Here is a 19649-nt window from a genome sequence, read left to right as displayed (position 1 = left end):
CCGTTTTTGAAATTCAGGAGCCTCCATGTCTTCTCCTCGCTTTCTCGTCGGTATCGATTTAGGCACCACCAATACTGTGGTGGCATTTTGTGAAATCACCGAATCGTTAGAAGACTCACCCGTGCATCTTTTTGAGGTCGACCAATTGATTGGCCCCGGTGAAGTGGTTCGAAAACCACTCCTTCCGTCATTTCGTTATCACCCTGCCGACGGACAGATCGCACCTGATGCCCTATCGCTCCCTTGGCAAATTGAACCGGTTATGGGCGATAGCAAAGAAGTAATTATTGGCCAATGGGCAAGAGATTTAGGTGCAAAAGTAGAAGGGCGACAAGTATCCAGCGCGAAAAGTTGGCTCTCCCACCAAGGGGTTGATCGCAAGCAAGCCATCTTACCGTGGGCAGGCGCTCACGATGTGGCGAAAGTTTCCCCTGTGATTGCCAGCGCCAGTTATCTCAATCACATCCGGCAAGCATGGAATTACCGTCATCCAAGTCATCGACTTGAAGATCAAAATGTCATTATCACCGTACCGGCGTCATTTGATGAAACGGCTCGTAAGCTCACCATCGAAGCTGCAACACTGGCTGGCTTAAGCTCAATTGTACTACTTGAAGAGCCACAAGCCGTTTGCTATGACTGGTACGCACGTCACCGCCATTGTGCCTCACAGCAACTGCAATCACTCCCTTTGATCTTGGTTTGTGATGTGGGCGGTGGTACGACAGACCTCAGTTTAATTGAAGCGAAACACAGCGCAGACAGCCAACTTTCTCTTGACCGAATTGGCGTGGGCGAGCACTTAATGCTCGGAGGTGACAACCTTGATTTAGCATTAGCTCATCTAGCTGAGCAACGCTTTGACGGTTCGAAAAAATTAACCGCCACCAGTTTGAGCAAACTAATTCAGCAAACTCGCCAAGTCAAAGAGCAATTCTTATCAAACCAAGCCCCAGAGCAGCTAAAAATTACGCTCCTTGGCAGTGGTTCAAAGCTATTAGGCGCAGCAAAAAGCATTTCCCTGACGAAACAAGAGGTGCATGACATTGCACTGGAAGGCTTTTTCCCACTTTGCTCGGTACAAGAACGTCCAAATAAACGCCGCAGTGCAGTAGTGGAATTCGGTTTGCCCTACGCAGCCGACCCTGCCGTGAGTAAACACATTGCTGAATTTTTAGCTGAACACCAAGCCGTTTCTCGCCTTGCGCTCAAGCAAGAGTCAAACGCAACGGCCATTCCAGTTGGATTACTACTTAATGGCGGCGTATTTAATAGTGAGCTTATCACAAAGCGCATCACTCAATTGTTGACCGATTGGCGCGGTTCACCGATCACCCTGCTTGATAATCCTCACCCTGATTGGGCAGTCGCACTCGGTGCTGTCGCGTATGGTAAAGCTCGCCAAGGTGCACAGCTTAAAATCGGCGGTGGATCGGCACGCTCTTATTTTTTACACCTGCCTGAAAAAAACAGTGCGGGACATGCTCTGTGTGTCTTGGCTAAAGGCACCGAAGAAGGACAAGAGATACGCTTAACCAGCCGTCGATTTTCACTGACGTTAGGTGAACCAGTACGCTTCAACATCCTGACCTCAACCCATGATATGTTTGCTGATCGCCGCGTTCAAAATGGTCTGTTATTGGCTGTTGAACATGAGCTTTTTACGCCACTGCCTCCTTATATAACGGCGTTAAAAGGAAATGATGCTGCTCTATTGCATGCTAACCAAAAGCAACGAGTGGAAGTTCAACTGGCTTGTCAATTAACTGAAGTCGGCACGCTCAAGATTGAATGTGTCAGTGTTGAGGACGAAAAAAACCGATGGCAACTTGAGTTTGAAGTTCGCAAGCACAGTGAGTCAGACAGTGAAATCCAACGTCATCCTCGCTTGTCAGAGGCGATTTCGCTCATCACACACCTTTATAGTGGCAATAAAAAAGCCTCTGATAACCAAGCCATAAAAACGCTTGGCAAAGATTTAGATAAGCTTTTAGGGCCACGTGATGAATGGGATTTCACCACGCTACGACCGCTCTTTGATGCATTTTCTCAAGGTCGTAAACGTCGACGTCGCTCAGAGCAACACGAGAAAAACTGGTTGCGTCTGGCTGGATTTGCCCTGCGACCAGGATTTGGCGACCCAACTGATCCTTGGCGTATGGAACAGATGTGGAATCTGTATCAACAAGGTATTCAATTCCAAAATCATCAAGGCTGGAGCGATTGGTGGGTATTTTGGCGGCGTATTGCTGGCGGACTGAGGCAGGAGCAACAAGAAACGATTCTAGCGGATATCGCTAAGTATCTTCACCCTAGCGCAATCAAAAATCCAAAATCAGCTCAAGAAGCGCACGACAAAGGGTACGAAGCCATGGTGCGGCTTGCCGCTTCGCTGGAACATCTAGAAGTGGAAGATAAAGTCTTACTTGCCACGTGGTTTTTGAACAAAGCGATTAATCAAACTCAATGTGAACAAGCACACTGGTGGGCCCTTGGGCGGTTAGCCTCTCGGACGCTACTGTATGGTAGTCAACATTCAGTCATCCCAAGAGCGCAAGTGGAACAATGGTTACCGAAGTTGCTTGATCAAAACTGGCAAAAAGAACCGATGATTGCCTTTGCCGCGGTAATGATGTGTCGCAAGACAGGAGATCGTCTTTTTGATATTAGCGATGATGTTCGTCAGCTCGTTTTAGCCAAGATAAAGCAGAGTAAGGTTCCAGAAACTTGGTTTACTTTAGTTAATGAAGTGCATGACCTGTCTGACACAGAATCCAAACGTGTCTTCGGTGATACTCTGCCAAGTGGGTTGATACTGCTTAAAAAATGAATCGACCTAATTTGACCACTCTCGTTGCTATGATGACGAGAGCGGTCAAAGATAACGCTGAATGTAGATTACAATTTCCTAAAAATCGCTTCACAATCCGTTTGCTGCATGTATTTTGGCGCAGGATAATTCCAAAACGCTTCACGAAAAGCTTGTTTGGCCAATTCTGGAATATGCTCTGGCATGAGCCCCTGTAACTGTGTAGGTATATGCAGTGTGTGATTGAGCTCTTTCACATACCCAATGAAGGCGTCCGCTTTCATTGAATCGGTCAAATGTGGATCGGTTATTTTGAGTACGTCAGCCAGTTTAGCCAGCTTATCTTTCGCCGCCTCTTTGGAGTATTCCAATACATGTGGCAACACAACCGCATTCGCTAAGCCATGCGGGAAATGGTATTTCGCCCCAACAGCATGGGCGATGGCATGTGTATACCCTAAACTGGCTTTGGTAAAAGCAAGTCCAGCGTAATAAGAGGCCAGTGCCATGTTTTGTCTCGCCGTCAAATTTTGGCCAAAGAACGCCGCTTTTTCCAAGTTATCGTGGATCAGTTTAACCGCAGCGATGGCATAGCGATCAGTCTCTGGCGTAGCATTACGCGATATAAAGGCTTCCACTGCATGCGTGAGTGCATCCAACCCCGTTTGCGCAGTAATATGAGTAGGCAAGGCCATCATCAGCATCGGATCTAACGCTGCAATAAGTGGCACAAGTTTCGGGTCAGTAATCGGTGTTTTTTGCTGAGTTTGAGGGTCAGAAACCACCGCAATGACGGTCACTTCAGAGCCCGTTCCTGCCGTGGTTGGGATCACAAACAGCGGCGCAGGTGTTTTCCATACTTTTAACAACCCCACTAAACGTTTGATCGACTTGCGGTTAGTAGCACAAGCGGCGATCACTTTTGCACAATCGATTGAAGAGCCGCCACCAATAGCGACAACGCCTTGGCACTTCTCCAATCGATACTGATGGAGGCCGGCTTCAACTTGATCATAAGTAGGATCAGGCAATACATGGTTAAACACCACACAACTGACACCAACGCGCTCAAACTCAAAGGTCAGTTTTTTTACATAACCAAGCTTTTCAATGCCTTGGTCTGTTACGACAAGCACGCGTTCAATACCCATCAAAGAAACCGAATAACAGAGTTGCTTGAGCGATTCTTTACCAATAAACAAGGTTGGCTTGGAGATGGGCAGAATCGCTGCGGCCAATTTGAGCACTTTCATGTATAGCTTATGCTGCCACTGCTGGTACTTGATCTCCATGATTGGTCTCGAGTTGTGAAGTTCTATTAGCTAGACTAGGCAATACAACGAGTTATCTCTACCTAGAAAGTCAAATTTTGCAAGATAAGGCAAATAATCGCTGTTCATTATTAGATTTAACGCCAACTTAAGCTCGCATTTTAATGCAAACCTTGTAAAATCCACCTCGCTCACTTTTTATACTTATAATTGAAATCATTAGCTGAGTACTCTGCACATAATTTTATGTGTCATAAAATAATCGACACGTCGTTTGGCTTTCGTCTTTGAGGTGCATTCCCTGCACTCAAATGGCATTCAAAAATTGTATTTTATTCAACCAATTACTGTAGAAGTCATGAACGAAGATAAGTTTACCAATGTCTATCGCTTGCCTGGTTCATTGCAAATTCGCATAGCCACATGGCAGCAAACCTTTAAAGGCACTTCTGATTTAGTGCTTCATCAAGTATTAACCGCTAGAAATAATCAGTATAAACAGGCTGACTTTTGGCCTAAGGGCTGGTGTGTGAATCTGTTTGATGAGAGCGATATTTCCATTACGCAGCACGGTACCTACATTCAAACCAGTATGCGAACGATGATTGATCGCAAAATCTCGTATAAGCGCGTTTATCTCTCTCGACTACCTTTAGAAAAAGCCGAGCCCGCCTTGCTTCGCTTTAAGAAAGAGTGGATCCACAACTACAATAATGTCGCCCAAGAGTATAACAAGAGGAAAAAGAAAGAGTTTATGGCCTTTGCCAGAGAAGAGGTCGAAACACTTTATCCTGCCATTCCTAAAGAACCTTTTGATAAAGCGCTATGGAACCGTTTAGTGGTTTCAATTGTTGGTCACGCCAATAAATTCAACAATCCTTACTTTGTTAAACATGCTGATTTTTAACGTAATAAAATTTAGCGTAATAAAAAAGCCTGAGTGGTTTCACTCAGGCTTTTTTGTCAGACATCGCAAATGAAAAGCACTGGCTGAATAACGTAGAATAGAAGAGCAATTAAGCGTAATTGGCATCCACTAATTCACCAGCAACAACTTTGCTCACTTCAGCACGATTTTCTAACCATTTTACAACCAACGCTTTATCTTCTTCTGTTGCTGAACGGTAGCGATCGGCTGCGCACACAAAGCCGTCAAAGATCTCTAATCCACCACCACCGAAACAAAGACCGATGTTATCAACGTAATCAATAAACTCATCAACGAAGAGATCGTATTGTTCAAAGTCTTTGATAGACGTTGTACAGCTAACTTCAAAACCGAGGATCGCAAATTCACCTAAAAACAGTTTCTTACGGATACGGCGGTTTTTATTTTCTAGCTTGTCGATTTTCATCATATTTTCTCTCTCTGTTTGAATGCGGCATTTATACACCTTTCAGCACCATTTCCAAAATGATTCTTTATATAAACCGCCACAAGCGGACACTTTCACAACAAATTGTTTCAAGATGTGCCAAGACAAAACAAGTTAAAACAAGCCGCTCGTCAAGCTTAGTGACGTCAAATTAAAGTCAAGAAAATCATAATTATTGACTGCTTCGCAACTTAATCTAAAAACTTCGCACAACTTTTGAGCCTGCCACCCATGCACATTTTTATTTCATAGTGCATGGTTAAATCAGCTCATTTAGCCCTTATAAATCGTATTTTTTGAGGTGGATTTATGTTTGATTTAAACGGTGAATGGCGATTGAGCTCACCCGAGTATCCCGATATCCAAATCACGATGACACTGCCCGGCGACCAGTATCATGCATTACTGCAAGCGGGTTTGATCCCTCATCCCTATTATGCATCCAATGAATCTCAGGTTCAGTGGGCTGGTTTATGTCATTGGGTATTAACAAAAGCGATCACTTTAAATGCGGCAGACCTTCAGTGCCCAAACCACTTACTGGAGCTGAATAAGGTCGATACGTTTGCTGATCTATGGATCAACGGACAGAAGGTTTTACAGTGCCATAATGCTTTTCAAACCTATACCGTTAATATTCGCCCTTATCTGCAAATTGGTGTAAATCATTTTGAATGGCGATTTGAACCTGCCGCTTCGGTAGCCAAGCAAAGAGCCGATGAGCTGCCCTTTCCCATTCCGTGGGCGCAAGGGAATAATCAACTTCCTCACATGAACACAGTGCGAAAACCTCAATGCCACAGTGGTTGGGATTGGGGTATATGCCTTGCTGTTTGTGGTATTTTTGCACCAATGCAATTAAAAACGGTACAAGAATATTCACTGCTGGGTGTGGATATTGAACAAGTTTGGCATGCTTTAACACACGTTACGCTGCACGTAAGAATACGGCATAGCGAATCGCTCTCCACACCCATCACACTTACTTTTGGCGATCAAACTATTACGATCGATAGTGAGGCTTTTTGCAACCAAAGCAGTGTGGATATTGATGTCCACCATCCGCATCTCTGGTGGCCAAACGGTTACGGTGACCCTTATTTATACACACTGTCTATTGCCATGGCACAGCAGCAGATCAATCGCCAAGTTGGCTTAAGACGTCTCACGTTGCGCACTGAGCAAGATTCCATCGGCAGTGAAATGACCTTTATCGTGAATGAGGTCTCGATATCAGTGAAGGGCGCGAATTGGATACCAATGGACGCCATGCCAAGCAAAGTCAATTTTTCCCGTTATCAACAGCTGTTACGAGCCGCACAAGAAGCTCACATGAATATGATTCGTGTGTGGGGAGGAGGTGATTATGAACACGATCATTTTTATCAACTTTGCGACCAACTCGGATTATTAGTCTGGCAAGATCTGATGTTTTCCTGCGCACAATACCCTTCAACACCGAGTTTCTTAGAAGAGGTAAAGCAAGAAGTCACACAACAAATACAACGTTTGAAGCACCATGCTTGCCTTGCCATTTGGTGTGGTGATAATGAGGTGATTGGTTCATTAACTTGGTATCCAGAATCTCGAGAAAACCGTGAAAAATACCTAGTCAATTACGACCGACTCAATCGTTTTTTAGAAATCCTCGTCAATGAACAAGATCCAAGTCGCCGTTTTTGGGCAAGCTCACCTTGCAATGGTGAATTAGATTTTGGTGACGCTTGGCATGATGATAATAAAGGTGACATGCATTTTTGGGATGTGTGGCATTCAGGTAAATCCTTTGACGCTTACCATTCAATATCCCCACGATTTTGTTCAGAATTCGGTTATCAGTCTTGGCCTTCATTTAGTGAAGTGAAGCAGATTATCCCAGGAAGCGACTGGAATATCAGTGCGCCTCATTTTGAACATCACCAAAAGAATGGTCGTGGTAATAGCATCATCACCGAAATGTTTACTCGCTATTTCCGTTTCCCGAATGGCTTCCAGCAGATGCTTTATTTGAGCCAAGTTCAGCAAGCCATGGCAATTAAAACGGCTGTCGAAGCGTGGCGGGCAACCTCACCGATTTGCCGTGGCATATTATATTGGCAACTCAATGACAACTGGCCCGTCGCGTCTTGGTCAAGCATTGAGTATTCTGGACGCTGGAAGCAATTACATTATCACGCCAAACGGTTTTATAACCCGCTTTTGGCCTGTTTTTCTGAAGATGAGAAACACCTATCACTGAGAGCCATTAATGATGCGCCCGGTGAGCAATACCTTGTGGGTGACATATATTGGTTTGGATGGGAAGGAGAATTGCGAAAGCATTGGTCAATCAATGAACGACTGCCCCAAGAGAGTAACCAAATCGTGTGGCAACACACAATAAAGGATTTCACACCAGAAAAAGGAGCGATCTACTTTGTCAGTACAGATGGCCAGCGGGATAATTTTTGGCTGCCGGATGTACCCAAACGCTTGCCCTTAAAATCGGCCCGCATATTGTGTGAATATCGTGCGGGCAGTCTCTGTTTGACCACTGACCGACCTGCACTTTACGTTCACCTAGAACATGAAAACGTACTACAATTTTCTGACTCCAGCTTCTTTTTGCTCCCCAACCAAATGCGGACAATCGCCTTTAGATCAGACGATAAATCTCACTTAAACTGTACTATTTATCAACTGGCTGAATGAACTGAGCCGAATAAAGACAAACGCTCAGCCTTAAGGAAGGAAACGAAAAAGAGCTGCGCATCAAGCAGCTCTTTGCAAGCTAAACCATTTTTACTAATGCATGTTCAACATTGGCTCATGTCAAACACTGACTAATGTTGAACACCAGATGGATTTTCACCAAATTCAGTCTGTTGATAAATATCTGCAAGGGTTTTTGCACGTTTTGCTGCCTTGCGTCGTTTCGTTGGTTCAAAGTATTGCTCGACCTGCTTCAATGTCTCTTCATGGTCTTGCGCGGATTGGACAAAGTCTGGGTTGGCTAACGCTTCTTGGCGAAGGCGGTTAACTCGTTCTAGCGTTTCCCACAACATATTTCACCTCCAACTTCACTGTACATACATACAGCTTAGTAAAGAGTGACATAATGTCAAGCAATTAACTGTGGATTTATACAGTTAATTAAAATAAATGCTCATTATTTCAATGAGTCATTAATCTGCGGGTGCGCACGTTGATTCTCGAAGCACCAGCTTACCTAGATAGCGATGTATCTTGGCATCATCCGAGCCCTTCCCTTCAGCCAATTGTAGGGCCAAGGCTACTGCATCCTTCGTCAGTTGCTCAATAGGAAGCGATATTGTTGAGAGATTGGGCACCGAATACGCAGCCGCAGGCTCATCATCAATCCCCATCACAGAGACCTGATTGGGTACCAAAATGGCACGTTCGTAAAGTGCGCGCATTGCTCCTAGTGCCATATCATCGTTACAGGCAAAAATAGCGCTGAACTCACTCTGTTGTTCTAATAACCGTTGAACCGCGGCATAACCCGCCAGCATAGAATTATCACCTTCAACAACGAGCGTGTGATTGAGCTCAATACCAGCCTGCTGCAAGCCTGACTGATAAGCAGCAAATCGCTGTTGTCCTGTATCACTGTCCAAAGGGCTAGTGATGCAAGCAATGCGGCGATGGTCAAGTTCAAGCAAGTGATTAATCGCTAAAGAAGCGGCTTGATGCTGCTCAAAACCAAAACTATGCAAACCGACTTCTTCCAAGGTTCGATTGAGTACAATCAGTGGCACTGAAACATCAGATTGCAATGATGCCAGCTCATGATTCGACAAATGGCGGCTGTAAAGCATGATGGCGTCACAACGCTGAGTGAGCAATGAGCGCACTGCTGCTAATTCGCCTGTCGCATTATCGTGACTGTCCATGACAAGTAAGGTCTTACGTGCTTGCTCGGCACCTTGTGCTGCTTGATGCAATAAGCTGCCAAAATAACTCCCTTGAAACTGAGGAAGTATCAGCCCAATCGCATTTGCACTGTTTGTGGCTAATGCTTGCGCCAACACATTAGGTTGATAACCCAAGGTGGACATGGCTTGTAAAACGGCTTCTCGCGTACTTGCTTTTACTTGGCCAGTTTGATTGAGTACGCGCGATACGGTGGCTTTAGACACGCCCGCAGCTTTACAAACGTCATTGATTGTCGCCATGGTGACTCCTAATAAAAACCCCCGACTCTTGGAAGCCGAGGGAGTTTACCTAATTTCCTAAGCTGGATGAACGTTCTCAATCAACAATTATTATTGTTATTCTACGTTTATAATTGTTCGCCATTGGTTTTGATCACAGACTGATACCAGTAAAAGCTTTTCTTTTTACTGCGAGCCATTGAACCAGAACCATCATCGTGTTTGTCTACATAGATGAAACCGTAACGTTTTTTATATTCACCAGTGGTGAACGACACACAATCGATGCAGCCCCAAGGGGTGTAGCCCATGACATCAACGCCGTCTATAGCAATGGCCTTCTTCACTTCTCGTATATGTGCTTGTAAATACTCAATCCGATAATCATCTTGCACTTGGCCTTGCTCATCGACTTCATCGATCGCCCCAAAACCATTTTCGACAATAAAAATCGGTTTCTGGTAGCGTTCATACAGTTCAGAAAGCGCGTAGCGAAGCCCTACCGGGTCAATTTGCCATCCCCAATCAGACGCGGTGAGATAAGGGTTTAAGCGACTTTGTTTGAATAAACTGGTTGTTTCGCCTTCAGCGTTGCGATCATCAGAGACAATATTCGTCATGTAATAGCTGATCGCAAGGTAGTCGGCACAACCCTTACGCAGTATCGCTTCATCGCCATCGAGCATATCAACGGTTATCGATTTTCGCTCCCATTCACACCAAATATAGCTTGGGTAATAGCCACGAACTTGCACATCGCTGAACAAGTACTTCTCTCTCATCATTTCTTGAGAGCGGATCATATCTTCTGGACGACACGACGCGGGATAAAGCGGCATCATATGAATCATGCTACCCATTTGAAATTGAGGGTTGATCTTATGACCAAGATCGACCACTAAAGCACTGGCAATAAATTGGTGATGCATAACTTGGTACATCACCTGCTCTGGGTTGTCATGTTCAGTGAAGATCACCCCTGAGTTACAGTAGCCAAACAGTGGGAATTCCCAATTTCGCTGGTTATTGATCTCATTGAAGGTAATCCAGTATTTCACTTTCTGTTTATAACGCTCCATCACCACTTGACTAAAGTTAACGAAGAAATCCACAAGCTTGCGATTTGCCCATCCCCCGTATTGTTGTACAAGGTGGAATGGCATCTCAAAATGCGAAAGCGTAATAACTGGCTCAATGCCGTATTTCAGCAATTCATCAAAAAGATCATCATAAAATTGTAGCCCTGCTTCATTGGGCGAGACTTCGTCACCTTGTGGAAAAATACGAGTCCAAGCAATTGAGGTTCTAAAACATTTAAAACCCATCTCAGCAAAAAGTGCAATGTCACCTTTGTAATGACTATAAAAATCAACGGCTTCATGATTAGGATAGAAATAATTTGCATCCACACCTGAGGTCATCACCCTAGGTACTTCATGCGCTCCTTTTGAGAGCACATCGACAATGCTGACTCCTTTTCCACCTTGGTTCCATCCACCTTCAACTTGATGTGCTGCTACAGCCCCACCCCATAAAAAATCTTTTGGAAAACCATTCGTTGCCATCGTCATCTACCTCGTCTTCATTTGCTGACTCAATGTACCCTTATGTCGATCTAATATGCTATTTCATGCCATGTGGACAGGTTGTATAGAAATACATCATCGCTTTGCTACTTTGCGTGACATCATAAACGATTATCGGAAAAATGTAACCGGTTACATTAAAATTAATAATTCTAATGTTCTCGGAAGAAAATACGCACTATTTGTTACTGACAAGTGGCAAACAGAGACATTCCGTAGCACTTTTGCTGTGACTACTGTATGCTTGCGCCTTTCCGCAACGTGATGCGGATCACTTCCTTATTTACATATCGAGACATTTTAATGAGTTTTGCCTCTCTGGGTTTATCCCATGCCATCCTGAAAGCCGTTGCTTCTCAAGGTTACGAAACACCATCGCCAATTCAGGCGCAAGCTATTCCAGCCGTTCTTGAAGGCAAAGATGTAATGGCAGCGGCCCAGACAGGTACCGGAAAAACCGCAGGATTTACCCTGCCCATTTTGGATCTATTAGTTAAAGGCCCAAAAGTAGGCCCCAACCAAGTGCGTGCATTAATTCTGACGCCGACACGTGAATTAGCCGCGCAAGTTGCCGACAACGTGGCAACTTACGGGCAAAACCTTCCACTACGCTCTGAAGTTATTTTCGGCGGTGTGAAAGTTAACCCACAGATGATGAAAATGCGTCGTGGGGTAGATATTTTGGTCGCGACACCGGGTCGACTGCTGGATTTATACAACCAAAATGCGATTAAATTTAACCAATTAGAAATTTTGGCCTTAGACGAAGCGGATCGCATGTTAGACATGGGCTTCATTCGTGACATTAAAAAGATCCTTGCACTGCTGCCAGCAAAACGTCAAAACCTACTCTTTTCGGCCACTTTCTCTGATGAAATTCGCCAACTTGCGAAAGGGTTAGTTAACAACCCAGTCGAGATTTCGGTTACGCCACGCAATAGTACCGCCAAAACCGTCAAACAGTGGGTACATCCTGTAGATAAAGCGAAAAAACCAGCACTATTGATTCAACTAATCAAAGAAAATAATTGGCAACAAGCGTTGGTATTTACACGAACTAAACACGGCGCGAATCGCTTAACCGCACAACTTGAAGGCAGTGGCATCAGCGCCGCCGCTATTCATGGCAACAAAAGTCAAGGCGCACGTACTAAGGCATTGGCCAATTTTAAAAGTGGTGAGATCCGCATTTTAGTAGCAACGGATATTGCCGCTCGCGGCATTGATATTGACCAATTACCACAAGTGGTAAACTTTGAATTGCCTAACGTCCCTGAAGATTATGTTCACCGAATTGGCCGTACAGGCCGCGCAGGCGCTGAAGGAAATGCGATCTCTTTGGTCTGCGCCGATGAAGCAAAAGACATGTTTGCCATTGAGCGCCTTACCCAAAATTTACTGGAACGAATTGAGTTTGAAGGCTTTGCGCCAGTGAACAAATTACCGGCATCTCCTTCGCTACAACCGATTAAAGCGAAAAAGCCGAAAAAGAACAAACCAGAACATAATGACGGACAGCGCTCTGGTGATGTAGCAAAAGGTCACAGCATAAGCGCGAATACCAAAACTAATGACAGAAAGCCGAAAGCGGCCAATTCCACTCGTTCAAACAGCAACAAACCAAGTGCAAACCAACCCACGAGAAGCGGATCGGCTGGACAAAATAGACCTCGTAGAACAAACAAAATCGCGGCGAGCTGATATTACTCACTGACTACGACTCTCTGATTAAAAAGTAAAGGCCACTCTCATCTAGTGGCCTTTTTGCTTTTACGCGCCTTTGGGCGGAGTGAATGCGGTTAGAGGAAGTGGCTCTCCTGCATATTTCTCTATTTTCACAATTGAAGAGTTACCAGCACAGCCATTGGCTAACCTTGAAGTAGGTATGTCAGCGGTCAGTACGTTGCATCCTCCGTTTTTACATAAACCATGAGGTTTATCAAAATCAGGCCATGCCCCTTCATGAATACAGACCGAACCTTGCTTAATTCCATCCGTGATCAGCGCGCCAACTAAGACTTGACCACGTTGATTATAAGCACGGACAAGATCGCCATCTTTGATCCCTCGAACTTTTGCATCTTCTGGATGAATCCAGATCGGTTCACGGTTTGCTATCGCATATTGCTCGCGTAGTGCCGCATAGTTTAACTGGCTATGGAGACGATGAGCCGCATGTGATGTCATCAATTGCAGTTCATCGGCTTGAGCATTCCCTACCCACTCCGTTGGCGGCATCCACATAGGATGTGGCGGGCAATCGCTATATTTGGAGCCTTCGATGGTTTTGGAGAAGATCTCAATCTTGCCACTTGGTGTACCAAGAGGGTTCAGGATAGGATCCTCTCTGAAAGAGGAATAACGCACAAACTTCGCGTTCGCTTCGTTCCATTTCATCTCAATGAGCTGATTTTGTTTCCAAAAATAGCTGAAGTTAGGCATTGCAATCCGATTCTGGCGACCGATAGCTTGAGCTCCTTTATAGAAACCAGCCAACCATTCCATTTCGGATTTATTTTCCGTATACACTGCACGTCCGCCCGGTTTTAACAGCTCCGCCATATCAGCAAATACATCAAAATCATTTCGCGCTTCAAATTGAGGCTCAATTGCTTGTTTCATCGGCACTAAATGTTGATTGCTATAATCCCCTGTCATGGTGAGATCATTACGCTCAAATGACGTCGTGATGGGCAGTACAATATCAGCGTGTTTTGCGGCCGCAGTCCAATAAGGCTCAGAGATAACGATGAGTTCCGGCTTTTGCCACGCTTTAATCAAACGGTTGGTATCTTGGTGATGAGTAAAGTTTGCACCGCCCGCCCACCAGATCATTTTGATGTTAGGAAATGTTTTCTCATGCCCGTTGTGTTGATATTGACCGGATGGGTTTTCCAACGCTTCAACAATACGAGCCACAGGAAAACTATTTACTGCTCCAGAAACGGCCCAATCATTACCCGCAGATGAACCACCATCAATAGCCGCTGATATAGCAGGTAAAACACCCGCAGTCCGCGTTGGGTTACCGCCATTGGAGTAGTGATATGAAAAACCAAACCCACCACCGGGTAAACCGATCTGCCCTAGCATTGCAGCCAGAGTGACAAGCATCCAGTGTTTTTGTTCACCATATTGCTGACGTTGGATTCCCCAACCAGCCATGATCATAGTTCTATTTTGGCTAAAAATATCAGCCAATAGCTCTAGTTGTTTGGCAGGAACGCCACAAATTGCCTCAGCCCATTGTGCTGTCTTTGGCGTACCATCAGAATGACCTAGCAGATAAGCTTCAAATTTGTCGTAACCAGCAGTGTATTTATTCAAAAATTCGAGGTTATGTTGGCCCTTTTCAACTAATGAGTGGGCGATCCCCAACATCATCGCAACGTCAGTACCAGGATGCGGTGCAATCCACTGAGCGTTTTCACCAAAAAATTCGATGGTTTCCGAACGCATAGGATCGATAGCGATAATGGTTTTTTTAGAATGTTTGAGTTGATTAAAGAACTCAAGCCCCGCGCCGTCGGTACTGCTCCATGCTATTTTCAGTGTATTAATAGGGTTGAGCCCCCAAAGTACCACAACATCACTACTTTCAAGCACAACAGGGTAAGTTGTTTGTTGTTCATACACTTCTATCGAGCCTACAACGTAAGGCATGATGACCTGTGCCGCACCCGTAGAATAATCACCTAAATGACCCGAATAGCCTCCCGCCATACTCATATAGCGTTGCAGTAGGGTTTGGGCTTTATGTAAAATCCCACTGGATCGCCAGCCGTAAGAGCCCGCAAAAATTGACTCGGCTCCATAGGCAGTGCGAATACGAGCATGCTGTTGATGGATTAATTGCAGCGCTTTTTCCCAACTAACGCGGACGAACTCATCGTCTCCTCGTTTACCATCTGGCATATGGGGATTGGCTAGAAAACCTTTACGCACCATCGGGTATTTGACCCGAGCTTGAGTATGCACTTGATCTGGCGCTGAGGTTTGTAGACTATTGGGTACGGTTTGCGGCAATGCATTCTTGGAGGAAATAATTTTCCCATCCTTAACTTCAACCAGCATAGCGCCCCAACGCCCAGCAGTCAGTACACCAGCTCCTCGCGGTGCGGAAGCGAGAACTGGCATGGGTTTAACCGAAAAAATAGCGACCGCACCTGCAGTTGCACCAGCGCTTTTTAGAAAACTTCGACGTGTGAGAGTAGTCATCACTGAATCCTTATTTCATTTTTTATTGGGCAACAACATCTTTCGCATTGTATTGGAAATATTTCGTGAGGATTTCTAGATCCTCTGCGGAAATAGAGGTACGGTCCCCCATACTTTTTGCCACAGAAGGCCACGCGTTAACCGTAAAATGGTTACTCGGAATTTTGGCATGACATGTTGAACAGTAAACATTGTCCAATTGCTCAGCGTATGCCCAAAGCGAATCCATTTTACTCAACACTGGCATGTCGATGTCCCCGGCAAGTGTTACTTGACGCCACTGATTTCCGTAGGCATCTTCGTTATACTCTTTTACGCTCAATGCTTTTTGCCCTGCTTCAGTTAACATAGCAATCACAGCACGCTTACCTTCACCCATATACAAGACTTGTTCTGCACCTTGCATCTGATAACCACTCAATTCAACGGTGCGCTTGCCATCGCTTTCATTCAATACTTTCAGCGGCGTCGCTGGATTGATCGTTCCGAAATCAGAAATGGGCGTAGATTGCATCGCATAAACAATAGAAGTGCCCACAGGGGTTAACTTTGCCTCTTCGACCAAATGGGCTAATGCTTGGCTGTCCATTTTGACTTCAGGAAGCATGTGCGCCACACCTTTATGGCAATCAATACAGGTTTGATTATTGTCGATACCGTACTGATGCATTTTTTGTGCTTGCGCCGTTTGGTCGTAAATCTCCATCGCATCTTCACTGTGACATGAACGACAGGTCGCAGAATCGTTCGCTTTTAATTGCGCCCAGACAGTTTCAGCCATCTCGGCTCGATGCGCTTCATACTTTTCAGGTGTGCTGATCTTCTTGGTAATGAACTCATGATAGATATCTTTGGACGCCCTGATTTTAGTGACTAAATAATCCATAGTATCAGTGGGGATATGGCAATCAGCACATTCTGCACGGATGCCTTTGGCATTGCTGAAGTGTACCGAGCCTTGATACTCCTGAAAGGGTGCTTGCATAGTATGACAAGAGAGACAAAATTCCGTACTCGACGTTTTTTCTAAGATGACATGAGTCCCTCCAAGGCTTAACCAACCGAGCAGCACCCCAATAGCAAGAACTCCCACTATCATTCTTTTTTTAATATTCATTATTCCTCACAAATCTCAACGGATGTGGTTTTGACAGAACACGTTGCATTTATGTGATGCGCATCGTATTCCATAAGGAAATCATACCCCCAAAGAGGGATGTCAACTTGACAGTAGTCAATTTAGACAAGGAACAGGCGTGACCTATGTCACCTTTCCTATAAATTGATAAAATAGAAAATAAATAGCCACACAAATTATAGAAATTAAAAACACATGAAACATAACTGATTGATATTAAAAATAAAAGACAAAAACCCCAAAGATAGGCAGAGCCTTATCACTGATAATGTTGACTAAAAATGGTTTGAAAAGTAACAAAAATCACGAATAACCTGCTCAGATTCCTAATGCTCAATTATTTTAAAATAAATGCTTTACTTTGATTGAGGACCATGCGATTATGTGTCCGCTCTGTTGAACAGGGTTATTAATGTAACAAGTAAGCCAAAGTTCCCTTTCAGATTCAATTCAAAGTGTCCTCTAGTTTCATGGTCTCATTTAAATAATTCGTCTCAAAGCAACACCTGTATTTTAAAATTTTTTATTTTTATAAGGGACATAACATGTCTAACACTACTACTGGCACTGTAAAATGGTTCAACGAAACTAAAGGTTTTGGTTTCATTTCTCAAAGCAACGGCGGTCCAGATGTATTCGTACACTTCCGCGCTATCGCTTCTGAAGGTTTCAAAACTTTAGCAGAAGGCCAAAAAGTATCTTTTGTTGTAGAACAAGGTGCTAAAGGTCCTCAAGCTGCTAACGTACGTGCTGAATAATTTCGCATGAATGTGTGAGCGTTGGCACCACGCCAGCGCTCTTATTTTTACCTAGATTATAAATTATAGTTATCAACGTTATCGCTCAAACTTCTGCTCCGTTCCCTCTGCTTATCCCGTTCGAACATTCAGCCATTTTTGCATAAACCGTTTTGACAATCCTATTTCTATCTATGTAATATTTTCATTTTTACAAAGGAGATCTACTATGTCTCGTACAACTGGTAGAAAGCGTTTTTGGTTTGCTAAATCTAAAGCAACACAAAAATTACGCTCACTATGAATATTCATTTTAATATTAAACATTGCTCTTGGAATGCGACTATTCATCAACTTAATAGTGACATATTGACACGTCATATATTAAGTCAGATAAATTGCAATTTAGACACTCTTCATCTCAATTTTATTTATGATGAAGAATCTTCTCAAGGACAAATATTGAATGCTGATGACAAGCTTATTGGCCATTTTAATATCATCGATTAATACCCAAACACTTTAATAGCCGCCGTTAAAGTTATTTGGGCATTATTCACTTATCTCAGTTTTGCTAGTACTATTTTCTGATCTAATTCGTTGTGATAGTCTTTATAATCTAGACCTACTTCAAAGATGAATTCTGTCACTAAAGTGCGAACACAATCTACCAGCTCTTTTGCATTCCACGGTTTCTCAAAATACCTATTTACACCTGCAGTGTTAATCGCATTGATCGTATCTGTGTGTGTTGCTTGCCCTGTTAACAGAATTTTCTTTGTTTTCTTAAATCTGGAATCTGCTGCGACCTCGGTTAATAATTCGACTCCTGTCTTTCCTGGCATCACATGATCTGACATCAGTAGCGCAATATGCTCACCTTGTTCGTCAAACTCATCCATTAGATCCAATACTTCATAAGCCGATTCACAATCTTCAATATTCAACCAAGAAGTGAGTGGTTGAAGATCTTGCAGTATCGCACTTAATACTTCCCTTTGATCATCGACACAAATGATATTAAGCTTCTCCATAATCGCTCTCCGTGGGTAATTTAATTCTAAATATTGTTCTTTCATTGTCACTTTTGAGTACGACATTCCCACCATACCCAGAAACAATGCGTTTCACTATTGATAACCCTAGTCCCAAACCAAACGACAACCCTCCTTTTTTGGTGGTGAAGCTTGGTTGGAATATTTTCCGTCTAGTGGCTTCGTTAATTTCAGGACCGTTATTAGCAATGGTTACCAATATACGTTGTTTACTTAATTTGGTTTGTATCTCTATCATTGGCTCTGCTATGTTAGCCATCGCATCACAGGCATTTTTGATGATGTTTACCCAAATTTGTACCAGCTCTGTCTGAGATCCTTTAAATAAGGGTAATGCAGCAGGCCTAATACGGACACTGACACGTCGTAAATCACTCTGTAATAGTGACAATGCTCGATTGATCGTATCGTTAATATCGAACTCTTCATCTTGAGTAATTTCAGTTCGGCCCAGTTGTTTTACTGATTTAACAATGCCAACAGTATGTTTAGAGGCCAAACGTAAATCATGCAAGTCACGGCCCATTTGCCAATAACGGATAGCTAAATGTGGATTTTTCAGCCAGTGCGAAGATAAGTAGTCTTCTGGAACCGCTTTTGCTAAATCTCTTGCCACATTTTTAGGCAGGGCGTATTGCTTTTCGAAAAGAGCACCTCGCCTTCTAGCTTCGTTTGACGATACTTTCTGACCATACATCAAGCCAAAATCGAAAAATAGGCTCGCTTCAGGATGAACCTCTTCGAGCAGCTCCATAAACAGTACTTCTAATCGCTCAGATTTGCTACTCACTACCCCGATGGCATTGTTCAATTCATGGGCAATGCCCGCCGCTAACTGGCCCAAGGTCGTCATTTGCTCAGCCGAATATAACCTTTCTAATGCTTTTTCTTTTGCCACAGATTCTTGAGTTGCACGTCGTTGACGGCGGGATAATTCATTCACAATAACGGGGGTAAACTGGGCGGTTAAAGGTCCATATTGATCTTCTTCTAAGACGGCCGTAGTTCGGTCGATCCAGGCAAGCTCTACCGTAGATTCAGCCACCACTGTTGAAGAAGCTATCCATTCACCAGAAAAAAAACTGTGTACGCCAATAAAAGCACCTGCACCGGCTGAAAAAACTTTTATCGGTTTATCGCCTTTTTCGTTGTAATAGCCATTCAATTCTCCCGACCATACGAAATAGAGTCGATCATTATAACCTTCTTGCTCAATGACAATACTTCCCGAAGGCAGTTTCACCATCCGTTCAGGATGGCGGAAATAACGATCAATGAGTGCAACAAGTCTTTTATCCGACATAA

General features: G+C 43.9%; 15 protein-coding genes. 6 read left to right on the top strand and 9 right to left on the bottom strand.

The window, feature by feature from the left end:
• Positions 1–25: 25 nt before the first annotated feature.
• Positions 26–2830, top strand: coding sequence for an Hsp70 family protein (locus tag N5E84_RS05425; RefSeq protein ID WP_019282139.1), 2805 nt, complete (start codon positions 26–28; stop codon positions 2828–2830).
• Positions 2831–2898: 68 nt separating this feature from the next.
• Here the strand turns inward: N5E84_RS05425 and N5E84_RS05420 are convergent, their stop codons facing one another.
• Complete coding sequence (locus N5E84_RS05420) at positions 2899–4101, bottom strand: iron-containing alcohol dehydrogenase (protein WP_013856800.1); 1203 nt, start codon at positions 4099–4101, stop codon at positions 2899–2901.
• Positions 4102–4354: 253 nt separating this feature from the next.
• Here N5E84_RS05420 and N5E84_RS05415 point away from each other — a divergent pair, with 253 nt between their 5' ends.
• Positions 4355–4987: a hypothetical protein gene (locus tag N5E84_RS05415; protein ID WP_019282138.1), complete on the top strand. Its 633-nt coding sequence runs from the start codon at positions 4355–4357 to the stop codon at positions 4985–4987.
• 109 nt (positions 4988–5096) lie between these two features.
• Here the strand turns inward: N5E84_RS05415 and N5E84_RS05410 are convergent, their stop codons facing one another.
• On the bottom strand, positions 5097–5435 hold the full coding sequence (locus N5E84_RS05410) for a YggL family protein (RefSeq protein ID WP_026028717.1): 339 nt from the start codon (positions 5433–5435) through the stop codon (positions 5097–5099).
• Between the two features lie 330 nt (positions 5436–5765).
• Between N5E84_RS05410 and N5E84_RS05405 the strand changes: the two genes are divergently transcribed.
• Positions 5766–8147 (top strand): glycoside hydrolase family 2 protein, encoded by a 2382-nt coding sequence (locus tag N5E84_RS05405; protein WP_019282137.1) that lies wholly within the window; start codon positions 5766–5768, stop codon positions 8145–8147.
• A 131-nt stretch (positions 8148–8278) separates the two neighbouring features.
• On the opposite strand, the gene N5E84_RS05400 is transcribed toward N5E84_RS05405, so the two are convergent.
• The 3 genes from N5E84_RS05400 to N5E84_RS05390 form a co-directional block, all read right to left on the bottom strand.
• Entirely contained in the window at positions 8279–8500 is a 222-nt protein-coding gene (locus N5E84_RS05400) for a hypothetical protein (protein WP_010319365.1), read from the bottom strand.
• A gap of 120 nt (positions 8501–8620) precedes the next feature.
• A complete protein-coding gene (locus tag N5E84_RS05395; RefSeq protein WP_019282136.1) occupies positions 8621–9631 on the bottom strand; it encodes a LacI family DNA-binding transcriptional regulator in 1011 nt (336 codons plus the stop codon).
• A 107-nt stretch (positions 9632–9738) separates the two neighbouring features.
• Entirely contained in the window at positions 9739–11175 is a 1437-nt protein-coding gene (locus N5E84_RS05390; RefSeq protein ID WP_069212177.1) for a 6-phospho-beta-glucosidase, read from the bottom strand.
• 261 nt (positions 11176–11436) lie between these two features.
• Here N5E84_RS05390 and N5E84_RS05385 point away from each other — a divergent pair, with 261 nt between their 5' ends.
• Positions 11437–12897 (top strand): DEAD/DEAH box helicase, encoded by a 1461-nt coding sequence (locus tag N5E84_RS05385; protein ID WP_019282135.1) that lies wholly within the window; start codon positions 11437–11439, stop codon positions 12895–12897.
• A 69-nt stretch (positions 12898–12966) separates the two neighbouring features.
• Here the strand turns inward: N5E84_RS05385 and N5E84_RS05380 are convergent, their stop codons facing one another.
• Both N5E84_RS05380 and N5E84_RS05375 read right to left on the bottom strand, forming a co-directional pair.
• A complete protein-coding gene (locus N5E84_RS05380) occupies positions 12967–15414 on the bottom strand; it encodes a molybdopterin guanine dinucleotide-containing S/N-oxide reductase (RefSeq protein WP_069212170.1) in 2448 nt (815 codons plus the stop codon).
• Positions 15415–15436: 22 nt separating this feature from the next.
• Positions 15437–16531, bottom strand: coding sequence for a NapC/NirT family cytochrome c (locus N5E84_RS05375; protein ID WP_019282134.1), 1095 nt, complete (start codon positions 16529–16531; stop codon positions 15437–15439).
• A gap of 566 nt (positions 16532–17097) precedes the next feature.
• Between N5E84_RS05375 and N5E84_RS05370 the strand changes: the two genes are divergently transcribed.
• Both N5E84_RS05370 and N5E84_RS05365 read left to right on the top strand, forming a co-directional pair.
• Entirely contained in the window at positions 17098–17310 is a 213-nt protein-coding gene (locus tag N5E84_RS05370) for a cold-shock protein (RefSeq protein WP_010317961.1), read from the top strand.
• A 279-nt stretch (positions 17311–17589) separates the two neighbouring features.
• Positions 17590–17799: a hypothetical protein gene (locus N5E84_RS05365; RefSeq protein ID WP_013856790.1), complete on the top strand. Its 210-nt coding sequence runs from the start codon at positions 17590–17592 to the stop codon at positions 17797–17799.
• A 50-nt stretch (positions 17800–17849) separates the two neighbouring features.
• Here N5E84_RS05365 and N5E84_RS05360 read toward each other — a convergent pair whose 3' ends face one another.
• Entirely contained in the window at positions 17850–18323 is a 474-nt protein-coding gene (locus N5E84_RS05360; protein ID WP_010317964.1) for a response regulator, read from the bottom strand.
• Positions 18310–19647, bottom strand: coding sequence for an ATP-binding protein (locus tag N5E84_RS05355; RefSeq protein WP_069212169.1), 1338 nt, complete (start codon positions 19645–19647; stop codon positions 18310–18312). The genes N5E84_RS05360 and N5E84_RS05355 overlap by 14 nt, the downstream gene beginning before the upstream one ends.
• Between the last annotated feature and the right edge of the window lie 2 nt (positions 19648–19649).

The organism is Vibrio sp. J502, assembly GCF_025397955.1.
Classification (GTDB): Bacteria; Pseudomonadota; Gammaproteobacteria; order Enterobacterales; family Vibrionaceae; genus Vibrio; species Vibrio anguillarum.
The sequence above is the reverse complement of the archived record's forward strand: the minus strand, read 5'-3'. Positions and strand labels throughout refer to the sequence as shown.